Below are 20,511 nucleotides of genomic sequence, written 5' to 3'. Positions count from 1 at the left end.
GAGCAGCGGACAGGCCAGTCCGTGCGCCCGGCCGCTCCGAGGCTACCGGAAAGTAGCTTCGCGATGTCACCCGCTAACGGCGGGGAATCACTTCCCACTATTCATTGCCGGGGATAGGCTCGTCCTATGGACTTGGAGATCCGACATCTGCGTGCGATGTGCGCGATCGCCGAAGCCGGCAGCCTGTCCCAAGCCGCGTCACGCCTCGGCATCTCACAGCCATCGCTCACCGGGCTGTTGCAGCGCATGGAACGCTTGGTCAATGGGCAACTGTTCGAGCGCAGCCGCGCTGGTGTGACACCCACGGAGTTGGGCGCGCAGTTGGTGCAACGTGCACAGCTGCTGCTCACTGATCTAGAGACGATCGGCGCAGACCTGACGCGCGACAACACTGGACCGATCCGGTTCGGGTCGGTGCACATGGAGTGCGTCGCCACCTTGTTCCAACGGCTCGACGATGCCTTCCCCGACGCGAAGGTGTCGTTGACGGTCGAACCGTCGAGCACGGTGCTGGCTCATCAGCTTGGCCGCGGCAACCTCGATGCTGCCGTGCTCGCAGTGGCGGAGGAGCAGCACATCCCGTTGGAGCGCGACCTCGCGCAGCGAATCCTGCTGCCGTGGGTGCCGGTGTTCGTGGCATTATCGGCGAGCCATCCGCTCGCCGACCAACCTGCGGTCAACCTCGCCGACCTAGCACACGAGTCCTGGATCAGGCCGCCAGGCGCGGAGGACGGATCGCTGGCCGCGCTGCGCGCCGCAGCAAGGGAAGCGGGGTTCACTCCACAGATTCGATTCGAGGTTCCCAGCGGAGCGGGCCGGGGGCTGATCACGTCCGGAACCGCCGTACAGCTGGTGGAACCAACCTCCAAGGGCGCGCCCGGCCTGGTAATCCGGCCGTTAGTCGGTGAACCGCTGCGAATGCGGCTGGTCATGGCCTGGCGGCGCCAACGGCTCACCTGGGAACAAGCCGCCACCGTGTACACAGAGGCAGCCGCCGCCTACGCCGTGCATGCCAAGGCCAGTCCGGTGTTCCAGCCGTGGTGGAACCGCCATCGGGAAGTACATCCCCCAACCTGTTGACCGATCAGCGTCCGGGCACCCCGTCCTACGACGATGTGCGCCCAAGGTCATCCGGCCGATAGCAACTAAAGACCTTGAAGCGAGAATCGCGCCCGGTCCTAACCGCCATCAGGAAACCGGCTAGGTTGCCAAGGCGGGCGCTGTCGCGGGTGGTTTTGTGGCCGTGCAACGGCTCGAAAAGTCAGGTGTGGACATCCGCACAGAACTTCGCCTCGAGACGGGGTTCTTTACTAGGTACAGGGCGAATGCGGCCCGGCGGGAGCCACCTTGATGTGCGGCGGGGGCGGGCGTCGGTGAGGAGCACCAACGCCAGCAGTCCGGCCACCTCACATCGCCCGGTGTAAAGGCATGGATCAGGCGATGAGTCGGATCCCCTCCGTGGTCAGGTCGTGTCAGGGGACGGTGTACGGCCGGTGGTCAGGTGGCCCTCGTTGAAGACGAGAAAGAGGACGGCGAGTACGCCGGACGACATCGGGTGCTCCTCTACTGTGCCGGTGGTGCAGGACTCGTTGATCGGGAGGATGTTGTGGCCGCAGCAACAACTATTGTGAACGCGAAGGTGTTCGACGGGACTATGTCCCGGGACTGGACTTCGGTCAGGTTCGTCGACGGGCTGGTCACCGAGTGCTCGGCGGCCTCGGCCGCCCATGAAGGCGACGAAGTGATCGACGCGGCGGGCGGGACTGTGCTTCCTGGTCTGATCGACGCGCACGTGCACCTCGTTCCCGGCGCTCTCGCGCAATCGTTGACCTTCGGCGTGACCACCGTTCTGGACATGTTCAGCAAGCCCGACGTGGTGGCCAAGGCCAAGGAGCAGGCCAGCTCCCGTCCGGACGTGGCCGATGTGCGTTCCTCGGGCGTCGGCGCCACCGCACCCGGGGGGCACCCATCGATCATTTATGCCCCGTTCCCGACGTTGACCGCCGCTGACCAGGCCGAGCGGTTCGTCGCGGAACGGATCGCGGACGGCTCGGACTACTTGAAGATCTTCTCCGGCACCGGGGGTCTGTGGCCGTCGCTGAATCTCGACACCATCACGGCACTGGTCACTGCCGCGCACGCCCGTGGCCTGGTCGTCGTCGCCCACGTGAGCTCGACAGCCGGGGTGGAGCAGGTCGTGTCCGCCGGTGTCGACGTGCTGGCCCACGTCCCCGCGGATGCCGAGCTGCACAAGGCCCTGGTCGACCGCATCGCCGAGGCCGGAATCGTGATCTGTCCGACGCTGACCACCATCGAGAACACCCTCGGTGAAGCGGGTGGCGCGGCAGTGGCAGGGGATCCGCGGCTGGCTGAGGTGCTGGGGGACGCCTGGGCGCGCCGATTGACCTCGGGTGTTTCGGGACCGCGTGGCCGGGCCATGTCGCCCTACTCGCGTGCCGAGGACAACGTGCGGAGGCTGGCTGATGCGGGGGTCACACTGCTGGCGGGCGCCGACGCCCCGAACCCGGGCACCGTGTTCGGGGCAAGCCTGCACCGGGAGCTGGAGCTCCTTGTCCGGTGCGGCATCAGCCCGGCCCAAGCCCTGACCGCTGCCACAACCCAACCGGCACGCGTGTTCGGCCTCGCCGACCGAGGACGGGTTGCCGCCGGGCAACGCGCGGACCTGGTCCTGGTGTCCGGTGACCCGCTGACGGACATCACCACAACCCGCAGCATCGAGCGAATCTGGCGCGCGGGCACAGCCTGCGACCGAAAGGCCTTCGTCGCGAGCCCTGCCGAAGCCGAACAGCTCGACGCTTTCGACGCACAGGTCGCCAGGGCCGTGGCCGCCGTCCGCGGACGCCGGATCGACTTCGACCCGACCAGCTGAAAGGCCAACAATCAACTACGCCGCCAAAGAAGCACCACCAGCAGTGGTCAACTACCACGGAAGCGGCAGAAGGAAGCCGCCAAGGTGTTCACTTCAAAGCGGAAAGGACACGCGCGGAAACCGCACGCGACGACATCCTAGTGGTCACCTCTATGCGGAAACGACGCCGCTGTGGTTTGCCACGCGAACTTGACCGCTTCTGCCTGCCGTCACCACCACATGACCATTCTCGTCAGGTACGAGACAGCTGCCCGACGGTTCGTCAGGGACGTTTCTGCGAGTGTGAGGTGTGTGTAGGCGTCGGTTCGCTGTCATTAGCTGTCGTTGCCGTCGTGCTCGGCGAGGAGTGTGAATCCGTGGCGGTCGACCGCCGCGGCGGTGGCCGAGAGGATGACAACGCCGGTGCCTGCGCCGCGGTCGAGTCCGAGCCAGGACCGGAAGCCGCCGGTGCCTCCGTTGTGCCAGGTGATCGATCGGTCTTTCCTTTGGATGGTGATCCAGGCTGCGCCGATGTGGGCACCTGTGCCGAAGGATGCGACCGGGTCGAGCGCGGCGACGCCCGGGGCGGTTCCGTCGAGCAGCGCCGCGGTGAGGCGCGCCATGGTGGTAATGGAGGCGCGGATGCCGCCTGCCGGTCCTAATGCCTCGCCGGTCCACGGCTGCCGCGGTTCTCCTCGACGGCTTCTGCCGGTGAGCGCCCCAGGACGGAGTTGGTCGGCGGTCGCCGGAGTGTAGAAGTGGTCGAGTTCCAACGGGGCGGCGATACGCCGGTGCAGAAGTTGGGCGTAGGTCGTCCCGGCGGCGCGGGCGAGGGCGTGGCCAAGCAATTCGAACCCGAGGTTGGAATAGCGGGGCCGCGGTCTGCCGAGCGGAACGCCCCGGGCCTGGACGAGCAACTGCCCGAGGTCCTCGCCGTAGGGGTTCGTGCCGTGGCGCCACAACGCGATGGTGCGCCGCCATGGTCGGGCGGATCGAGGCAGGCTGGGCAGACCGGACCGGTGCGTGCTCAGCGACTCCAACGTCACCCGCGCGGCGGGGGCGTCGCCCAGCGGCAGCAGCTCGCCGAGGGAGGTGTGAGCGCCGACCTCACCTCGCGCAAGCGCCTCGGCGTACAGCAGCCCCGTGACGCCTTTGGCGATCGACCCGATCTCGAAGTCGGCGTCGAGGTTGGCGCCGCGGCAGGCCAGTGCCGTGCCCTGGGGCGAGACCACAGCCACCGCGGCGACCGGATGGCGCGGCCCCAACAGCTCGCCGAGCCTGGCCGCGAGCCGCTCGTCACCGTGGTTCCTGGTCATGACCGGCCGCCGACCAGGCAACGAGCGCCATTGTGGACCCAGTGCGTCACGACACCCACGACACCCACGACAGCCGCGATCTGCGGCCATCCGGCGCCACCGTCTCGTGTGGCGCAGCACAGCCACCTCGATGCGCCCCAACTCGATGCGGAGCCCTGCCACAGTCCCGGTCCCATCAACGAGTCATGGTTGGCTGTCGATCCCGCGAGTTCGGTCAGCTTTCCCACATCCATGTGTCAACGGTAGTTGACGAACCGGCTGTGGTCAACCAGGGTTGACAGCACCCCCCTGTCACGGTAGCCCTGATCAACCATCGCGAAAGAGGTGCCAGAGGTGATCGACCACAGGCACCGACAGAGACTGAGTGATGCAGCGGATAATCACCCGGTCTTCGCGCTCGGCTTTCCGCGGCGACGCGCTCTGAAAGCGACGCGCTACCTTGACGCGAAGTTGATTGCTGGTCATCGAGGAGTGGCGGTCTAGTTTCCGCAGGCGACGGTCCGCCACCTCTAGCCACGGGTAGGACACCGTGTCCTACCCGTGACCAAGTCCGTTCTCCTACCGTAGGATTTGATCAACCGATCGGGTGGTTCAGCGCACAAACTACACTTCCTGCCCATGCTGGCCTGTCGTGGTCGACGATCACCACGTATTAGGAAAGGAGGTGACGTTCTCGTGGGAAACCAGCACAATTGCTACTCTGAGTGTCACCAGACGATTCGCCGGATATCCGGTGCCCTTTGGGCCGTAGTCGGCGCGCCGGTCGCGCAGGGGTACACGCTGCTAACCAGGTTACAAACCAGTAAACAGCAGCGTGCCCCCACACGGAGGGCCGTGTCGAGTGTTGCGCCACTCGATGCCGTCCTCCCACCTCCGGGCGATGCAGGCGGGTTGGCATGGCTTCGGGCTGGACATAAAAGCTACAGTTCACCGGTGGCGTGTGCGGCCCGACGTTTGGCGCGGGGAACACCGGGCCTGCGAGCGCGGCGAGCACGGTGTCCGGGGAGCGACAGGTGAACAAGAGGTCCGCAGCGGTCAGGGTCGATCAGACTGACACCGGGGCGATGGCCACGGTGAGCGGTGAATTGGACATGGCCACCGCGCCTACGGTGTTGGGGGAGTTGCTGGCCGTGCTCACCTTGCCTGGCGCGGGTGGAACTGGACTTAGCGGAGGTCACGTTCTGCGGATCGAGCGGTGTGCGTCTCCTGACTCAGTTACACGCCGACTGCAAGCGCAAGGGAAAGACGGTCGTGATCACGCACTGCCACCCTCGCGTACTGCGGGTCTTGGAGCTGAGCGGAGTAGTCGGGTTGTTCTCCCTCGTTGTCACGCCGGAGGGGCCGGACATTCCGAGCGACTAGGCCGTTTAGCTTCGCCAAACAGCGGCCAGGTACGGGCACGTAGCTGGGATCAGGGCGTGATCAGCAACGCGCCGTTTGGATCAGGCGGCAAGGCTCGGGGTCAGTTCGAGCAGTGGGCGTAGGTCCGCTGCGATGATGTTCTGCACGGCGTTACACCAGCGTTGTTGGAGGGCGTCGAGAAGGCGGGTTTCGACTTCGGGGGCGACGTGGCTGTAGATGTGTTCGATCTTGTCGGCGAGGCGGTGGCCGAGGCGTTTGGCTTGGGCGATGTCGGGGATGAGGTCGGCGATGAGCCAGGTCTTGTGGCTGTGGCGTAGGCCGTGGAAGGTGAGGCCGGGTTCGATCGGGGACAGGCGCGGCCAGTGGGCGGGGTGGCCGGTGGTGCCGTCGGCGGCGGGGCGCATGACGCGGCGGGAGAAGTTGGAGCGGCGGGGATGGTCGCCCGCGAGGGTGGTGAAGACGTGGGGGTGGGTGTGGGTGGAGAGGTAGTGGCGCAATAGTTGGGTGAGGAAGGGTGGGAGGGTGATGGTGCGGGCGGATTCGATGGTCTTGGGTGGGGCGAGTTGGAACTTGCCGTCGATCTCCAGCAGGGACCCGTGGTCGGGGTGGATGACCATGCGGCCGACGCCGTCGGCGGGGAGGTGGAGGTTGGGGCGTTGCAGGCCGAGGAGTTCGCCCCAGCGGGCTCCGGTCCAGGCGCCGGTGATGATGAGGACGGCCGCCCAGGCTCCGGCGAGTTGGTAGGCGTGCAGGGCGACGCGGAGGGCGTTGTGGGGTGTGGTGTGGACGCGTTCGCGTGGGGCGGTGGCGTGGCGGCGTCCGCGTCGTTTGGGGCGGTAGGGGTTGGCGTGGATGAGGCGTTCGTCGGCGGCGTCGGTGAGCAGCATCGACAGGAGCTTGACCATGGTGGTCACGGTGGTCGGGGCGTAGCCCTCGGCGCGTTTGGTCTTGGCCCAGGCGTGCACGGACAGGTTGGTGATCCCGGCGAGGGCCTGGTGGCCCCAGTCGGGTTGGAGGTGGTTGCGCCAGAGGCTGCGGTACTGGCGTTCGGTGTTGGGTCCGACGTCGAGCGCGTCGAACCACAGGTCGGCCCATGCCTCGAGGCGGGTCTTCCCCGCGTCGGGATCGATGAACTGGCCCCGGCGTTGGTCGACGTTGATTTCGTCGGCACGGTCCTGCGCGTCGGTGATGCTGGTGAAGCCGGGGATCGAACCGAGTGATCCGTCGGGTTTGCGGAAGCGGACCCGCCAGGTGTTCGGCCCGGAGGGCTCGACGTAGGCCACGGGCGGCACCTCTTCTCATCGCGGGTCGACGGGGTACGGCTGTATGGACGCGTGGGTGGGGTCGAGCAGGCAAGCGGGGCTGCCGGAGGCCGCCCGATCAGGGGACCCGCCGCCGAAGTTGTAGACCGGGTTCGGCTGGTGTGTGGGCGTACTGGGCGGCGATGGCGGCGAGGTCCTCCGGGGTGAAGCGCAGGTGCTTGCCGACGTAGCGGCACGGGATCACGCGGGCGGCTGCTTTGCGCCGCAACCAGGACGGCCGCAACTGCAGGCGCGCCGCCGCCTGCTCGGCGGTGAGCAGAACCAGCCCCTCCTCCCCCACCGCCGCGATCGGGCTCGACCGCTGGTCTGTGGACGGGGCATCATCGCCGCGGCGAGGTTGGGGACGGTTGCCGGGTGCCGGTCGTTGGGGTCCGGCCAGGCGGGCGGGACGACGTGGACCGTTGTTGACCATGTCGGGCTCCTTGCGTGCAGTTCGATCGAGGACGACGTGGGCGGGTCCGCGCCGGACCCGAGTTGGGTGGCTGAGAGCTGTTGCCGGGTCGTGGGGGTATACCGGCGGCGGTGTCGACGGGTGGGGTGATCTCGGGGACGCGGTCGGTGAGGTGGCGGTGCCAGGCAAGGGCGAAGCGCAGGCAGTTCGATTCGCTGCGGTGCCCGGGGGCACAGCCGGGGAGGTGGCGGCCGCGGAAGCTCCAGGCTGCGGAGTCGCTGGAGGCGAGGTGTGTGGCGTAGCGGGACAGGCCGAGGACCTTGGCGCCGAAGGCGTGCAGCCGGTATCCGCGGTGGGCGAGGGCGTGGATGATCTGTTCGACTTCGTAAGTGTGTTGGCGGCGGCAGATGCTGCCGATCCCGACCAGCGGCAGTGCGGCCAGGTTGATGCCGTGGTGTTCGTAGAGGTCGGCGCAGCGGTGGTAGTCGGTGATGGTCTGTCCTTGAAGGACCGGGATGATCGGCAGTTCGGGGGCGAGGTCGCGGAGGCGGAGGTAGTCGGTGACGGTGCGGTGTTGGTGGGTGCGCAGGCTGAGGCCGGTGCGGGCTAGGACGTGGGGTTCGGTCATCCAGTCGCGGGGTGCGGCCCAGTCGAGGTGGCCGATCTCGGTGGCGTAGCGGCGGACCGCCTGGACGTAGGTGGCGGTGTCGGTGCGCCAGTGGCCGTGCAGCGACAGCTCGGTGAAGCCGCCGGAGTCCAGCGCCCACGGGCCGCTGGCGCGGGGAAGGGTGCGGCGGCCGGCCAGTCGGTGGTGGCTGACCAGCAACGGCACGCCGAGGTCACGGGCGAGCCAGGACGGTTGATGGGTGCCCAGATAGAACTTCACCGGCTCACCGCCCAGCGGGCGGTGTGGAGTGCAGCGAGGGTGAGGGCGGTGGCGAGCGTCTTGCCGACGAGTTGGCCGGGCACGGCGGCGAGGTCGCCGAAGGCCAACGGCACGAACAGCACGCTGTCGACCACCAGCCCGGCCGCGTTCGATGCCGCGACAGCCGCCGTCCGGCCGCGGTGGCGCAGCCGCGCGTAGATGCGCGCGTCGACAACCTCTGAGGCGGTGAAAGCGAGGACGCTGGCCACGGCGATCTGCGGGCCGGCCACCACGGCCGACAGCCCCGCTCCCGTGAGGATCCCCGCGGTGACACCACGGATACCCGCCGTGTCGTGGACTAGGTCACGGAGCGTCAGGCTTGCTCCGGCGAACAGCGTGCCCGCCGGGACCACCAGCCCGCCGAACACCAGCGGCGGACAGTGCACCGAGGCGACGTTGGCCGCGACAACCGACAGCATCCACCCAACCATCGCCACCCCCGCCTGCCTCACAGACCGCGGGACCACCGGCCAACCCCACCGCTTGAGCGACGTCGAACCGTGCCGCGACGTAGCGATCGCGGGATTCATGCCGCACGCTCGCGGCGACCGGGGTCGTCGGTGGCGGTGGCTGGTTCGCCGGAGCGGCACGACCACGGCGAGCAGCCGTCCGGGTCACCGTCGTCAACGACCGTGTCGGTGCTGATCAGCCGCAGGTGCCTGCGGGGTTTGGAGGGTGTGTCGAGATCGACCTGGTCCAGGGGAAGGCAGGAGCGGTGCAGGAAGTACTGGCCGCGCAGTTCCTGGCCTTGTGTGGTGGCGTGGGGGTAGCCGTGGCGGATGGCGCGGTCGAACTCGACGGCCTCCGCCCACCCGTCGGGGTCGTTGTCGCGGACCCAGCGCCACCCGGCGTTGCCGTGGAACGGGCACCCGACACAGGCGGACTTCACCGTCTGCCCGAAGCCGCGTTCGGTGAGGAACTCGACGCAGCGGGCGCGGTCGAAGCCGAGCTCGATCAGCGGGAAGACGTTGCGCAGGAACCGCAGCCCGGAGTCCTTGGCGCGGTGGAACTCATCCGTGCTGATCCCGATGGCCTGCTCGGCGTACACCCCGCGCGGCACCCGCCGCGGATGCGTATACCCCAGCAGCTCCCGGGCCGCCTTCTTCAGAGGGATGATCTTGTATTCGGAGGTGCATTGCCTGCGGGCGAGGCCTCGGGTGCCGTCGGGGTTGAGGGTGTGCAGGGGCATGGAGACGAAGCGGTGGCGCGGGTCGAGGGCGTCGGCGCGGATGTTCCCTGCCGAGATCCTGCGCACCGGAATGCCGTGTCTGGTGGCGTGGGCGGCCAGGCGGTCGAGGTTGGCGTAGACCGCGCGGGGTTCCCAACCGGTGTCGGCGAACAGGGCGACGTCGAAGGTCGGGATCTCGCCCTCGCACGCGAGCAGCAGCACGGTGGTGCTCTGCACCCCGGCGCCCAGGGACAGCAGCCGCAGCGCGGGCCCGGGATCACGCGACGTCGGGTCGGTGGTGGTCATGCCGCCACCTCCCGCCGGACCGGCGGGCGGTGTTCGGTCTGGAGAACGGTGGCGAGGTCGTCGAGCAGCAGCGCGACGGCGTGTGCGGCTTGTGCGGGGACGACGCCGTTGCCCAGCGCCCGGAGCTGGGCGGTGCGGGGCAACGGGAGATCGGTGACCCACCCGCTCGGGAGGCCCATGAGGTGCTCGACGAAGGCGGGCGCGAGCACCGGCCGGCCGTGGTTGCCGGGCTGGATCGGATACGGGATCGGCCGCCCGAGGGCCGTTTCCCAGCCGCGGATCGCCGCCTCGTAGACGCCCCAGTTCACCGGTGTCGCCTCGACGGCAGACGGCTGGCTTGCCTCGCCCTCCTCGCCGTCGCGGACCGCTACGAGGTGGTGTCGGTCCCGCTGCCGTTGACCCGGTTGCGCGCCGGTGGGGTGAGCAGGCGGATGACCGCCGAGGGCAGCATCAGGTCGCCCTTGGAGCCCCGTTGTGCCGGGCAGCCCTTCGTCCCGTCCGTCGCCCGCAGGGTCGGCAGCAGCGCTTCGCGTTCCACCAGGGGGAGCACCTGTTGCGACAGCGGTGGCCGGAACCCCGCTCCGGCTTTGCGGCCCGCCGTCCCGGTGTCCGAGGCTCTCGGGGTCGGCAGCAGCCGCACCGCGATCGACAGCGGCATCACCATCCTGTTGCCATCGACACCGGTCCGGTGTCGTCGGCGTGGCCGCGACCAGGTCGCGGGGTCCTCGCCGTCCTGGGGGTTGGTCGGCGGCGCCGTCGTGGTCGCGGCGCCAGGCGAGCAGGAACACGCGTTCGCGGCGGTGCGGGGCGCCGAGGTCGGCGGCGCGGACGCTACGCCAGAGCGCGTCATACCCCGCTTCGGCCAGGTCGCCGAGTACACGGTGGAGACCTCCCGCCTTCCAGCGAAGCGCGGCGGCGTTCTCCAGCACGACGAGCGCGGGTCGTAGTAGGCGAAGGCCCGCCACGATGTCGGCCCAGAGCCCACTGCGCGCTCCTTTCTCGATGCCCGCGCGTTTCCCGGCGGCGGAGATGTCCTGGCAGGGGAACCCCGCGACGAGCACGTCGACCGGCTCGACGGCGGCCCAGTCGATGCGTCGCAGGTCGCCGAGGTTCGGGATGTCGGGCATGCGGGCGTCGAGGATCAGTCGGATGTGCGGGTCGGGGTCGGCGACCCACGCGATGCGGCCGCCGCGGAGGGCGGTCAGCACGCCGAGGTCCAGGCCGCCGTAGCCGGTGCACAACGAGCCCAGGACCGGACTGGCCTCGGTGACCGAATCGTCCCGGGGGAGCGAATGCCTGGTCCGCTCGCGGGGTGGGCGGGTGGTCATGCCGCCCGTCCCCGGGTCACGGTCCGCGTGGAGCGGTACTGCTCGAGGTCGACCACGTCCGCGCCCGACGCACCGGCGGCGGCCTCCCTGGTGGTCTTGTGGAGGGCGGTGCGGAAGACGAGGACGTCCTCGTGGGCGATCAGGTGCAGCGGCAGCCCGCGCTCGCGCTGTTTGCGGATGAAGTCGCGCTGGAAGAACGAGCCGCGGGCGACGAGGTCGGTGGCGGCGGCGCGGGCGAGCAGGGCGACGTCGCGCTCCACGGGGATGAGTCCGGCGGCGCGTCCGCAGGCGAGGATCTGGGAGGGCAGGTCGATCAGTTCGGCGTGTTCGCGCCAGGGGCGGATGGTGATGACGATGTGCCCGCCGGGTTTGAGGAAGGTGCGCAGGGCGGCGAGGATGCGGGTGAACCCGGCCAGCAGGCGGTGGTGGCCGATGTTGGCGAGGTTGCCGCGGTCGAGGGTGTTGCCGTAGAGGTGGTGGTACTTCTGCACCCCCGCGCCCGGGGCGACCGACACCTGCCCGTGCGTGGAGGGCCCGTAGGGCGGCGACGTCACCACGAGCGCGGCCTGGCCGACGTACTCCGGCGCCAACAGCGTCACGAGCTGGCGGGCGTCGCCCTGGATCACGCGGGCGTCGTGGTCGAAGCCGTGGTCGCGGGCGAGGTCGAGGTTGGCCCAGGCGACGTCGACCCAGTGCGGCTCGTACTCCACGCCAAGGGCGCGTCGGCCCAGCCGCACCGCCTCGACGAGGGTGGTGCCGATCCCGCACATCGGGTCGAGCACCAGATCGCCGGGCTTGGTGTAGTGGGCGACGGCGTGGCGGACGACCTCGGGCAGCATCTTGGCCGGATGCGCGGTCGACTCCGGCACGTAGGAGTTCTTGCGCTGCGCGGCGGGTGAGGACTGCGCGGTCGTCCACACCGACACCGCGGGCGGTTCCCCGGCCTCCTCGCCCGCCGCGCTGTCCACAGGGTTGTCCACAGCGGTGGGCGGGGTGTCGAGCGCGGCGATGACCGCCGCCGGGATGCGCTGGGTCGACTCGCCGCCGTGGTCGCTGTCGGCCGCACCGTCGGCGGAGCGAACGGGGTCGGTGTTCGGCGTCGTGGTCATCGGCGGTCTCCGCCCTGCGCGGCGATGTTCGCGGACAGCGGGGGCGGTGGTTGGTGGTCGTGCGGTTGGGCGAAGACGAGGACGTCGGAGTGGATGCGCCGATGCGGCGCGGGCAGTCCGCGCACCAGGGCGCGGTGCCGCGCGCGGAACTCCTCGTCGAGGTCGTCGGCGGGGCTGTCGGGGAGGTCGAAGCGGCCGTCGCGGACGGGTGCGTGCAGGGCGACGATGTGCTGCAGGTAGAGCAGGTCGGCGTTCTGCCCGGCGGCCACCACCGCCCCTGTCGGGTCCGTCAGCTCACCGCTCGTCCAGTCACAGTGGGTGAGTACGGCGAGGATGCCGCCGACCCGCAGCGAGTGAGCCGCGAACAAGGCGACGAGGTCCGCGCGGTGGTCTCCGCAGTGGGCTGGCGGCAGGCTCGTCACGATCAGGTCCGCGTCCCTGACGATGCCCGTCGCCGGGTGCGGCGTGGGGACTTCGATGGAGTGTTCCGGGGTCGTCGGGAGGGGCGCGGGGGCCGGGGTGGGGCCGGTGACGAGGTCGGCCCAGAAGGGCCGGGAAGCAGGGCCGGTCGAGGTCGGGTCGGCGGGCAGGTGCTCGACGCGCACGGTGCGGCCGAGGCGTTCGACGACGGCCGCGGCGTCGGCCACCTCGGGGTCCGAGTCGGTGCCGGGCGCGCGGTCGATGACGCCGTCGTCCCCTACTGCGGCGAGCGTGCGGCCGGTGTTGTGCGGGGCCGGCCGGGCGAGCAGCACGACCCGCGCGGCGGGCTCACTGAACGAGGTGACGATCCGTTCGATGAGCGCGGCGGGCCACGTCGCGTCGAGGTCGACCGGGGCGCTGCCGGCGGTCCACACGGTCGCCGGAGTCGGGGTCGTCGCCGACCCTCGCGACCGTGAGCGAGGAGTCTCGCCGACGGGTTTGCCGGGGCTGACCCGGGTGGTGGTCGGCGCGGTCGGCCAGGGCCTGCGCTCCACCGCCCGACGCCCGCCTGCACGGGTCGAGGCCGGGTGGGTGGAGGCGGCGCGTCGCCGGGGCGAGCGGCGGCCGGAGTGGTCGGGCTGGGTCACGAGCGTCCCCTTCGCCGGGGTGAGTGCGCCGTGGGTGCGTGGCGCTGTTGACAGCCCTGAACTCCGAAATACAGACCCCTCGGGGACACTCGTTCGCCGACTTTCCACTGCTTCACGACCGTCGGAAAGCGGCGACGGCCCACGCACACGTCCACGCGAGACATGGACAATCCGACGCCGAGGAAACAGTGGGAGCCGGTTTCTTCGACTCCGATGGCGCAGCCAGACCGGCCGTTGACGGAGGCGTAAGCCCGGTCGCAGCTCTTACCGAACTGGTACCGGACTAATACCGCGACCTCGTATCACCAGGTGGATGCACACGGCCGACGCGGCGCTCTCGATCCTGCCTGCCGGTGGCGTTCGACCCATAACGACACTTCGTGCCGATTTCGAGCGGTCTTCGCGAAGTGGCCAGAGATCGCCGGTACCTGCGCGGTACCAGTTCGGTGATCGGTCGGTACCACCCGTTGTGGCGTCCTGGGCGAGTCGTCGTTTCCGACTCGATTCGGGAGTCATCCATGAGTTCTCGTGACGCTATTCCGCGTTCGGGTTTCGAGCGCGATCACATGCCGTTGGACGCCGCGCGGTCGGCGTTCGAGTGGCTCATCACCGGCCCGCACCCCCTGGGTGTGGATGGCCGGTTGTTCCCCGGTCTACCGGGGCGGCGAGTGCCGCTGAACGAGATGCGTGACCGGCTGCTGCGCCGCGGCTGCCCGCAGGCGCTGCGCGACGCGGTGTGGGCGCACCTGGTGCTGTTGGCGCGCGCCGACGGCGGCGCCTGGACGGTCGGATGCGTGGGCGTGGCGTTGCCCGCGCTGACCACCATCGCCGCCACCCTCTCGGCCCGCTTCGCCGGTGACCCGAACGACATCCACGCCGCGGTACTGGCCGGGTTCGTCGCCGAGCTCGACACGATCGACCTGCGCCGCCCGCGCGTCATGCTCCGATTGCGGTGGGCGGCCTATCGCGCCGGCCACGCGGCGGTGCGCGAGGCACTGGACGCGCCGACGCCCTACGGGCACGGGTTCCGCTCCACCGAGCCACCGCCGCCGTCGGGTCACCCGGACTTCGTCCTCGCCCGCGCGATCGCCGAGCGGGCGATCACCGCCGCCGAGGCCGAACTCATCGGCGCCACCCGCCTGGAAGGTGTCCCGCTCACCGACGCCGCGGCCGCACGGAACCTGTCCTACCAGGCGGCGAAGAAGGCACGCCAACGAGCCGAGCGCCGCCTCGTCGCCTACCTGCTCCACGACGCCTCCGACACCCTCCACGCCGGGCCGCGCGAGCACGATCTGGCGACCCAGGTGGCCGACGCGGCGACCATCACCGACGCCGCAGCGCACGCCACCCACACCACCCCGCCATCACGCACCGCCACCGACCCGGCGGCACGCGCCGGAAAGACAGGGGGCGGGCGCGTGTCCCCGCGGAGCCGGTTTCCCGGAGTTCAGGGGTGCGGGAGGACGCACGCCGCTCCCGCGCCCACCACCTCCTCCTCGCCCGAGCCGAAGCGACGGCCCTCGGGCTCGACCCCGGGAGTGCCGCGATGCGCCTGACCCAACCCCCCGTCCACCCTCGCCACCGCCCGGAGGACGACCACCAGCCCGACGGCGCACGGGCCGCCGACCCGCGTGGTACCGCCTCGCTCCCCCAGCCGCCCGAGGGTTCCGCCCCGCACCGCGAGACCGTTCACCCCGGCACGTCCTCGACGTCGGCGACGCACCGTCGTCGATGCCGGAACGCGCGCCGCCACATGCTGCTGGTCGCCGGACTCGTCGCGGGGACACTGCTGTTCCCCGGGACCACCGCGCACGCCGACACCGTCGTGCTCGCGATCGCCGGCAGCGTCGACGAGGTCCTGACCAACATCCGCAACTGGCTGATGGGCATCCTCGCCGGACTGGCGACCGTCTTCCTCACCATCGGCGGCGTGCGCCGGGTGTTCGGCGGCGGCGACCCCGGCGAGCAGGAGAAGTCCAAGGAGGCGTTCAAGGCCGCCGGGATCGGCTACGCACTGGCCGCGCTCGCCCCGCTGGTCGTCACCGTCCTCAAAGGCATCGTGGGTGCCTGACCATGTGCCCGTCGATCACGCCCAGCCCGCGCCGCGCATCGGTCGCCTCCACCGTCATCCCGCCGCCCGGCCCGGCACGGACCAGGGAGGCCCGGTCGACGCACACCGACCGCCGGACGATGCTCGCGCCTGCGGCCGCGCACCACCGCCAGAACCGCGCGGGGTCGCGTCGTATCCACACGGGCCGCGGTCGAGCGCTCCGCGCGTTGGCGGTGAGCCTGGTCGTCCTAGCGGGCTGTGCCCTCGCCGCCACGGCCAGCGCGCCGGATGCGGTCTCCCTAGCCGTCGCCGTGCAGCCGGTGCCAGCACCGTTCCCAACGGTCGATCCGGACCCGTGCGACCCCACGCTGCCGCAGCAGTCCTGCGCCCCCAACCCCACCACGGTCCCGACAGCGCCGTCGACGCCGTGCACCGGCGAGGGCTGCATCCCCCAACCCGACGCCACCACCCCTCCCCCGACCAACCCCGGCACGGGGCCACCCGGTCAGGGCGGGGAGCCGGAAGACGAGTGCGGCATCACCGACATCGGCGCCTGCATCACCGAGGCCATCAACGCCTTCTTCCGCGGCATCGTCACCGAAGCGCTCAACCCGCTCCTCGATCTCCTGTCCCGCACCCTGCTGACCACCCCCATGCCCGGCGAGCTGCCGAGGGTGGGCGAGCTGTGGGACAACTCCTGGCAGATCCTGCTCCTCTCGTACGGACTCCTCGTGCTCATCGCCGGGGTCATCGCGATGGGCTACCAGAGCGTCCAGACCCGACACTCCATCAAGGAACTCGCCCCGCGCCTCGTGGTCGGGTTCCTCGCTGGGGCGCTGTCGCTGTGGGTGGCGACGAAGGGCATCCAGATCGCCAACGGCCTCGTCGCCGCCATCATGGGCGGAGGCGTCGACGCAGGCGCCGCCGGGGAGACGCTGCGCAACCTCGTCCTCGGCTCCCTCAACGGCGGCATCTGGATCATCTTCATCGGCATCTTCCTCGCCGGGATGCTCATCGCCCTGCTCGTCACCTACGTCGTGCGCGTCGCGCTCACCATCATCCTCATCGCCGGCGCCCCGCTGGCGTTGATGTTTCACGCGCTGCCGCAGACCGAGGGCATCGCCTACTGGTGGTGGAAAGCCTACGGCGGCTGCCTCGCGATCCAGGTCGGGCAGAGCATGACCCTCATCGTCGGGATGAACGTCTTCCTCGCCCCCGGCGGGTTCACCCTCTTCGGCCCCACCATGACCGGCCTGGTCAACCTCCTCGTCGCGCTCGCGCTGATGTACATCCTGTTCAAGATCCCCTTCTGGGTGCTGTCCTCCATCCGCACCGGCAACGGCCGGTCGCTGGTCGGTTCACTCGTCAAAGGCTTCCTCGCCTACAAGACCTTCGGCCTACTCGGTACCCGCGGCGGCGGGAAAGGCGGCACACCCCACACACTCGGCGGTGGCCGTGGCGGCCGCGCCGGGGCAAGCACCAACCGCGGCTCGCCCACCCCCTACGCCAACCCGCGCGCCGCCGCAGGCGGGCAGTACGTCCTGCCGCTGCCCGGCGTGCGCCGTACCCGGGCGGCGGGCACACCCAGCCCGAAGGCCAGCCCGGCACCGAAACCATCCGTCGCGCAGGGACGGCAGCTGGCGCTGCCGCTGGGCGAGGACTGGCCGGAGAACAGACCGATCCTCGGCCGCGACGGCGGACAACTCCCACTCCCGTTCGACCCCTATCGCGGCAACCGTCCCACCCGCTCCGGGCAGTACCCGCTGCCCCTGGACGGCATCCGTCGGGTGTCGCGCCCGCCGAGCCCACCACCGCCTCCGCCCGTGCGGCCCGCGGGCCACCGGGTGGTGCAGCCGCAGCTGCCGTTCGACCCCTACCAGGGCAACCGGGCCACCCGCAGCGGTCAGTACCCGCTGCCCTTCGACGACGTCCGCCGCGTGCCCGCACCCCGACCCGCACCGCCGCCAGCGGCACCACCCCGACCCGCGCCGCGCCCGGGGCGGCAGCTGCGACTGCCGCTGGACCTGCCGAAGCCACCCAAGCCGTCGACACCCGCCGTCAGTCCACCCCCACCACCACCGGCACCGCCGGCGACGCGGCGGCCTCCCGAGCCTGGAGGTAGCACCCCATGACCAGTCCAGTCCGCATCCCGGCCGACGTCGACATGCACGACCGCGTGCTCGGACCGCTGACCGCCCGCCAACTGGCCATCCTCGCCAGCGCCGGTGCGGTGCTCTACCTGCTGTGGGCGGCCAACCGCGCCGTGGTGCCGGTCCCGGTGTTCCTGGCCTTCGCCGTCCCGGTCGGCGCGGCCGCGGCGATGCTCGCCCTCGGCAGGCGCGACGGCGTGCCGATGGACAAGCTGCTCGTCGCCGCGATCCGCCAACGCCTCGCACCCCGCCACCGCGTCGCCGCGCCCGAGGGCGTGCGCCCCGCGCCCGCCTGGCTCACCCCCGAAAACGACCGGACCACAGGCCCGGCCGTGGGTCGTCGCAAGGGCCGAACCGGGCAGCCGGAACAGGTGTCGCCCTCGGCGTTGCGGCTGCCAGCCGAAGCCGTCACCGAGACCGGGGTGGTCGACCTCGGCGCCGACGGCCTGGCGGTGGTCGCGATCGCCTCGACGGTCAACTTCGCCCTGCGCACCCCGAACGAGCAGGAAGCCCTGGTCACCTCGTTCGGCCGCTACCTGCACTCCCTGACCGCCCCGGTGCAGGTGCTCGTGCGTACCGAACGCCTCGACCTCTCCGCCCAGATCGCCGAACTGCGCGAGCGCGCCGGCGGACTACCCCACTCCGCCCTGGAGGCCGCAGCCGTCGAGCACGCCGACTACCTGGCCCGGCTCGGGCACCAAACCGACCTGCTGCGCCGCCAAGTCCTGCTCGTGCTGCGCGAACCGCTCGGCGTGGCGCCCCCGACCGATGGATTGGGCGGGCCAGGCCCGCTGGCGGTGCTCGGCTCGATGGCAGGCAAACGCCGCAGGCAGAGCGGTGAACACGTCGTCGCAGGAACCCGACGAGCCGCGGAGTCACGCCTGGTGCGCCGTCTCGGCGAGGCGATCGAGCTGTTGTCCCCGGCCGGGATCGTGGTCACCCCGCTGGACGCGGGGCAGGCGACGGCGGTGCTGGCCTCGGCGTGCAACCCCGACAGCCTGCTGCCCCCGTCGGCCGGGCTGGCCGGGGCGGACGAGGTCATCACCACCACGTCCGGCTCGGACCTCGCCACGGACGACATCACGGATCACTTTGCGAATGACTTCGACGGCGGTTCCTTCTTCGCGCCCACCAGACAGGGCGAGGGCCGCGACGACCACGACGACTGGGACTACGAGGACGACTACGACGACGAGGAGAGGGGGCAGTTCTGATGGCCACCCGTACACGCAAGACCCGCGGCAACCACGGCCCGTCCGGCCCGGCGGCCCCGTCGGCGGCCGCGTTCACCCCCGACGCCCTGTCGGTGGCCGCCCGGCACCTGGAAGTGGGCGGCGAGTGGGTCGCTTCCTTCGCGGTGGTCGGTTTCCCGCGCGAGGTGCATCCCGGTTGGCTGTCTCCGCTGCTGACCTACCCCGGTCGTCTGGACGTCTCGGTGCATATCGAGCCGATCGACCCCGCCACGGCAGCCTCCCGACTCAAGAAGCAGCTCGCGAAGCTGGAGGCCGGGCGCAGGCACACCGCCGAGCACGGCCGCCTGTTCGACCCGCAGGTCGAGGCCGCTACCGAGGACGCCTACGACCTGTCCTCCCGCGTCGCCCGCGGGGAGGGAAAGCTGTTCCGAGTCGGCCTGTATCTGACCATCCACGCCGCTTCGGAGAAGACCCTCACCGATGAGGTGGCCGCGTTGCGGTCGCTGTGCGCGTCGTTGTTGCTGGACGCGAAGCACACCACCTACCGCTCGTTGCAGGGCTGGGTGTCGACCCTGCCGATGGGCCTGGACCTCATCGGGATGCGCCGCACGTTCGACACCTCGGCGTTGGCGGCGGCGTTCCCGTTCACCAGCCCCGACCTGCCCGCCGCCGGCCCCACCTCGGTCGCGGCACCGTCGGGTGTGCTCTACGGCTACAACGTCGGCTCGCAGGGTTTGGTGCACTGGGACCGCTTCGGCGACGGGATGCACAATCACAACAGTGTGATCCTCGGCCGCTCCGGCGCGGGCAAGTCCTACCTGGTGAAGCTGGAACTGCTGCGCAGCCTGTACCGGGGTATCGAGATCGCCGTCGTCGACCCCGAGGACGAGTACGCCCGCCTGGCCGCCGCGGTCGGCGGCACCTACGTCCACCTCGGCGCGCACGGGGTCCGGTTGAACCCGTTCGACCTGCCCGTCCACACCCGACCGGATGGCCGACGCACCGCCCCCAAGGACGCCCTCGTCCGCCGGTCGCTGTTCCTGCACACCGTCATCGCCGTCCTCATCGGAGGCGAGCTGGAAGCACCCGAGCGGGCGGCGTTGGACCGGGCGATCGCCGCGACCTACCAGAGCGTCGGCATCACCGCCGACGCCCGCACCTGGACCCGGCCCTCCCCGACCCTTCGGGTCCTGCGGGACCAACTCGCAGGTGCCGGGCAGGCTGGCGACCGAGCTGCGGACGCACTCGCCGCTCGGTTGCACCCGTTCGTGGAGGGCGCGTTCAAGCAGCTGTTCGACGGTCCCAGCAGCGTCAACCCCGAAGGCCACCTGGTGGTGTTCAGCCTGCGCGACCTGCCCGACGAGCTCAAGGGCATCGGCACCCTGCTCACCCTGGACGCGGTGTGGCGGCGGGTGTCCAACCCGGCCATCCGCCGCCCACGCCTGGTCGTGGTGGACGAGGCGTGGCTGCTCATGCAACAGAAGGCCGGGGCCGAGTTCCTGTTCCGCATGGCCAAGGCATCCCGTAAGCACTGGGCCGGAGTGACCGTCGCGACCCAGGACACCCCCGACCTGCTCGGCAGCGACCTCGGCAAGGCGGTCGTGGCCAACGCCGCGACCCAGATCCTGCTGCGCCAGGCTTCCCAGGCCATCGACGAGATCACCCGGGCCTTCGACCTCTCCGCCGGGGAACGCGCGTTCCTGCTCTCCGCCGACCGCGGCCAAGGCCTGCTCTCGGCCGGAACGCAGCGGGTGGCGTTCCAGAGCATCGCCTCCCCCACCGAGCACTACCTGGTCACCAGCAACCCCGCCGAACTCGCCGCCTACGCCGACGCCGTCGAACCCAGCGACGAAACAGAAGCCGCGTTCGTCGACCTGGGCCCCGACGAGGACGAGTTCGGCCCTGACTCCGGCGACGAGGTTCACCTCGACGCCGCCTGACCCGCCCACACCCCC

17 protein-coding genes are annotated in these 20,511 nt (G+C 70.5%); 8 read left to right on the top strand and 9 right to left on the bottom strand.

The annotated features are described in order from the left end of the window. Nucleotides 1-126 precede the first annotated feature (126 nt). Nucleotides 127-1,080 carry a LysR family transcriptional regulator gene (locus IEY98_RS27805; protein ID WP_189213637.1) on the top strand — a complete coding sequence of 318 codons (954 nt, stop codon included), beginning with the start codon at nucleotides 127-129 and terminating at the stop codon, nucleotides 1,078-1,080. A gap of 421 nt (nucleotides 1,081-1,501) precedes the next feature. Then, nucleotides 1,502-2,890, top strand: coding sequence for an amidohydrolase family protein (locus IEY98_RS27800; protein ID WP_189213636.1), 1,389 nt, complete (start codon nucleotides 1,502-1,504; stop codon nucleotides 2,888-2,890). 314 nt (nucleotides 2,891-3,204) lie between these two features. Here IEY98_RS27800 and IEY98_RS27795 read toward each other — a convergent pair whose 3' ends face one another. Beyond that, on the bottom strand, nucleotides 3,205-4,107 hold the full coding sequence (locus IEY98_RS27795; protein WP_229787595.1) for a serine hydrolase domain-containing protein: 903 nt from the start codon (nucleotides 4,105-4,107) through the stop codon (nucleotides 3,205-3,207). A 1,158-nt stretch (nucleotides 4,108-5,265) separates the two neighbouring features. Between IEY98_RS27795 and IEY98_RS33465 the strand changes: the two genes are divergently transcribed. After that, on the top strand, nucleotides 5,266-5,547 hold the full coding sequence (locus IEY98_RS33465) for an STAS domain-containing protein (RefSeq protein WP_373292478.1): 282 nt from the start codon (nucleotides 5,266-5,268) through the stop codon (nucleotides 5,545-5,547). A gap of 80 nt (nucleotides 5,548-5,627) precedes the next feature. Here the strand turns inward: IEY98_RS33465 and IEY98_RS27785 are convergent, their stop codons facing one another. From IEY98_RS27785 to IEY98_RS27750, 8 genes are all read right to left on the bottom strand, one after another. Then, on the bottom strand, nucleotides 5,628-6,830 hold the full coding sequence (locus tag IEY98_RS27785) for a tyrosine-type recombinase/integrase (RefSeq protein WP_189213634.1): 1,203 nt from the start codon (nucleotides 6,828-6,830) through the stop codon (nucleotides 5,628-5,630). A gap of 97 nt (nucleotides 6,831-6,927) precedes the next feature. After that, complete coding sequence (locus tag IEY98_RS27780; RefSeq protein ID WP_189213633.1) at nucleotides 6,928-7,149, bottom strand: helix-turn-helix domain-containing protein; 222 nt, start codon at nucleotides 7,147-7,149, stop codon at nucleotides 6,928-6,930. Between the two features lie 40 nt (nucleotides 7,150-7,189). Next, nucleotides 7,190-8,146: a deazapurine DNA modification protein DpdA family protein gene (locus IEY98_RS27775; RefSeq protein ID WP_189213632.1), complete on the bottom strand. Its 957-nt coding sequence runs from the start codon at nucleotides 8,144-8,146 to the stop codon at nucleotides 7,190-7,192. Continuing rightward, on the bottom strand, nucleotides 8,143-8,604 hold the full coding sequence (locus IEY98_RS27770) for a VUT family protein (protein WP_229787594.1): 462 nt from the start codon (nucleotides 8,602-8,604) through the stop codon (nucleotides 8,143-8,145). Before IEY98_RS27770 ends, IEY98_RS27775 begins: the two co-directional genes overlap by 4 nt. Nucleotides 8,605-8,711: 107 nt before the next feature. Further along, nucleotides 8,712-9,659, bottom strand: a complete 948-nt coding sequence (locus tag IEY98_RS27765) for a hypothetical protein (protein ID WP_189213631.1) — start codon at nucleotides 9,657-9,659, stop codon at nucleotides 8,712-8,714. Beyond that, nucleotides 9,656-10,867, bottom strand: coding sequence for a DNA cytosine methyltransferase (locus tag IEY98_RS27760; RefSeq protein WP_229787592.1), 1,212 nt, complete (start codon nucleotides 10,865-10,867; stop codon nucleotides 9,656-9,658). Before IEY98_RS27760 ends, IEY98_RS27765 begins: the two co-directional genes overlap by 4 nt. Nucleotides 10,868-10,983: 116 nt before the next feature. Then, entirely contained in the window at nucleotides 10,984-12,096 is a 1,113-nt protein-coding gene (locus IEY98_RS27755) for a TRM11 family SAM-dependent methyltransferase (RefSeq protein WP_189213629.1), read from the bottom strand. After that, complete coding sequence (locus tag IEY98_RS27750) at nucleotides 12,093-12,950, bottom strand: hypothetical protein (protein ID WP_189213628.1); 858 nt, start codon at nucleotides 12,948-12,950, stop codon at nucleotides 12,093-12,095. The genes IEY98_RS27755 and IEY98_RS27750 overlap by 4 nt, the downstream gene beginning before the upstream one ends. Before the next feature lie 731 nt (nucleotides 12,951-13,681). On the opposite strand from IEY98_RS27750, the gene IEY98_RS27745 reads away from it, so the two are divergent. The 5 genes from IEY98_RS27745 (at nucleotide 13,682) to IEY98_RS27725 (ending at nucleotide 20,496) form a co-directional block, all read left to right on the top strand. Continuing rightward, nucleotides 13,682-14,719, top strand: a complete 1,038-nt coding sequence (locus tag IEY98_RS27745) for a hypothetical protein (protein WP_189213627.1) — start codon at nucleotides 13,682-13,684, stop codon at nucleotides 14,717-14,719. A gap of 197 nt (nucleotides 14,720-14,916) precedes the next feature. Beyond that, nucleotides 14,917-15,234 carry a pilin gene (locus tag IEY98_RS27740; RefSeq protein WP_189213626.1) on the top strand — a complete coding sequence of 106 codons (318 nt, stop codon included), beginning with the start codon at nucleotides 14,917-14,919 and terminating at the stop codon, nucleotides 15,232-15,234. Nucleotides 15,235-15,236: 2 nt separating this feature from the next. Beyond that, nucleotides 15,237-17,345 carry a TrbL/VirB6 family protein gene (locus IEY98_RS27735; RefSeq protein ID WP_229787589.1) on the top strand — a complete coding sequence of 703 codons (2,109 nt, stop codon included), beginning with the start codon at nucleotides 15,237-15,239 and terminating at the stop codon, nucleotides 17,343-17,345. Next, nucleotides 17,342-18,577: a PrgI family protein gene (locus IEY98_RS27730; protein ID WP_189213625.1), complete on the top strand. Its 1,236-nt coding sequence runs from the start codon at nucleotides 17,342-17,344 to the stop codon at nucleotides 18,575-18,577. The genes IEY98_RS27735 and IEY98_RS27730 overlap by 4 nt, the downstream gene beginning before the upstream one ends. After that, entirely contained in the window at nucleotides 18,577-20,496 is a 1,920-nt protein-coding gene (locus IEY98_RS27725; RefSeq protein ID WP_189213624.1) for a VirB4 family type IV secretion system protein, read from the top strand. The genes IEY98_RS27730 and IEY98_RS27725 overlap by 1 nt, the downstream gene beginning before the upstream one ends. The last annotated feature ends 15 nt before the right edge of the window (nucleotides 20,497-20,511 follow it).

This window comes from Actinokineospora fastidiosa (genome assembly GCF_014648415.1).
In the GTDB taxonomy this organism is placed as follows: domain Bacteria; phylum Actinomycetota; class Actinomycetes; order Mycobacteriales; family Pseudonocardiaceae; genus Actinokineospora; species Actinokineospora fastidiosa.
This window is presented reverse-complemented; position numbering and strand designations above follow the sequence as displayed.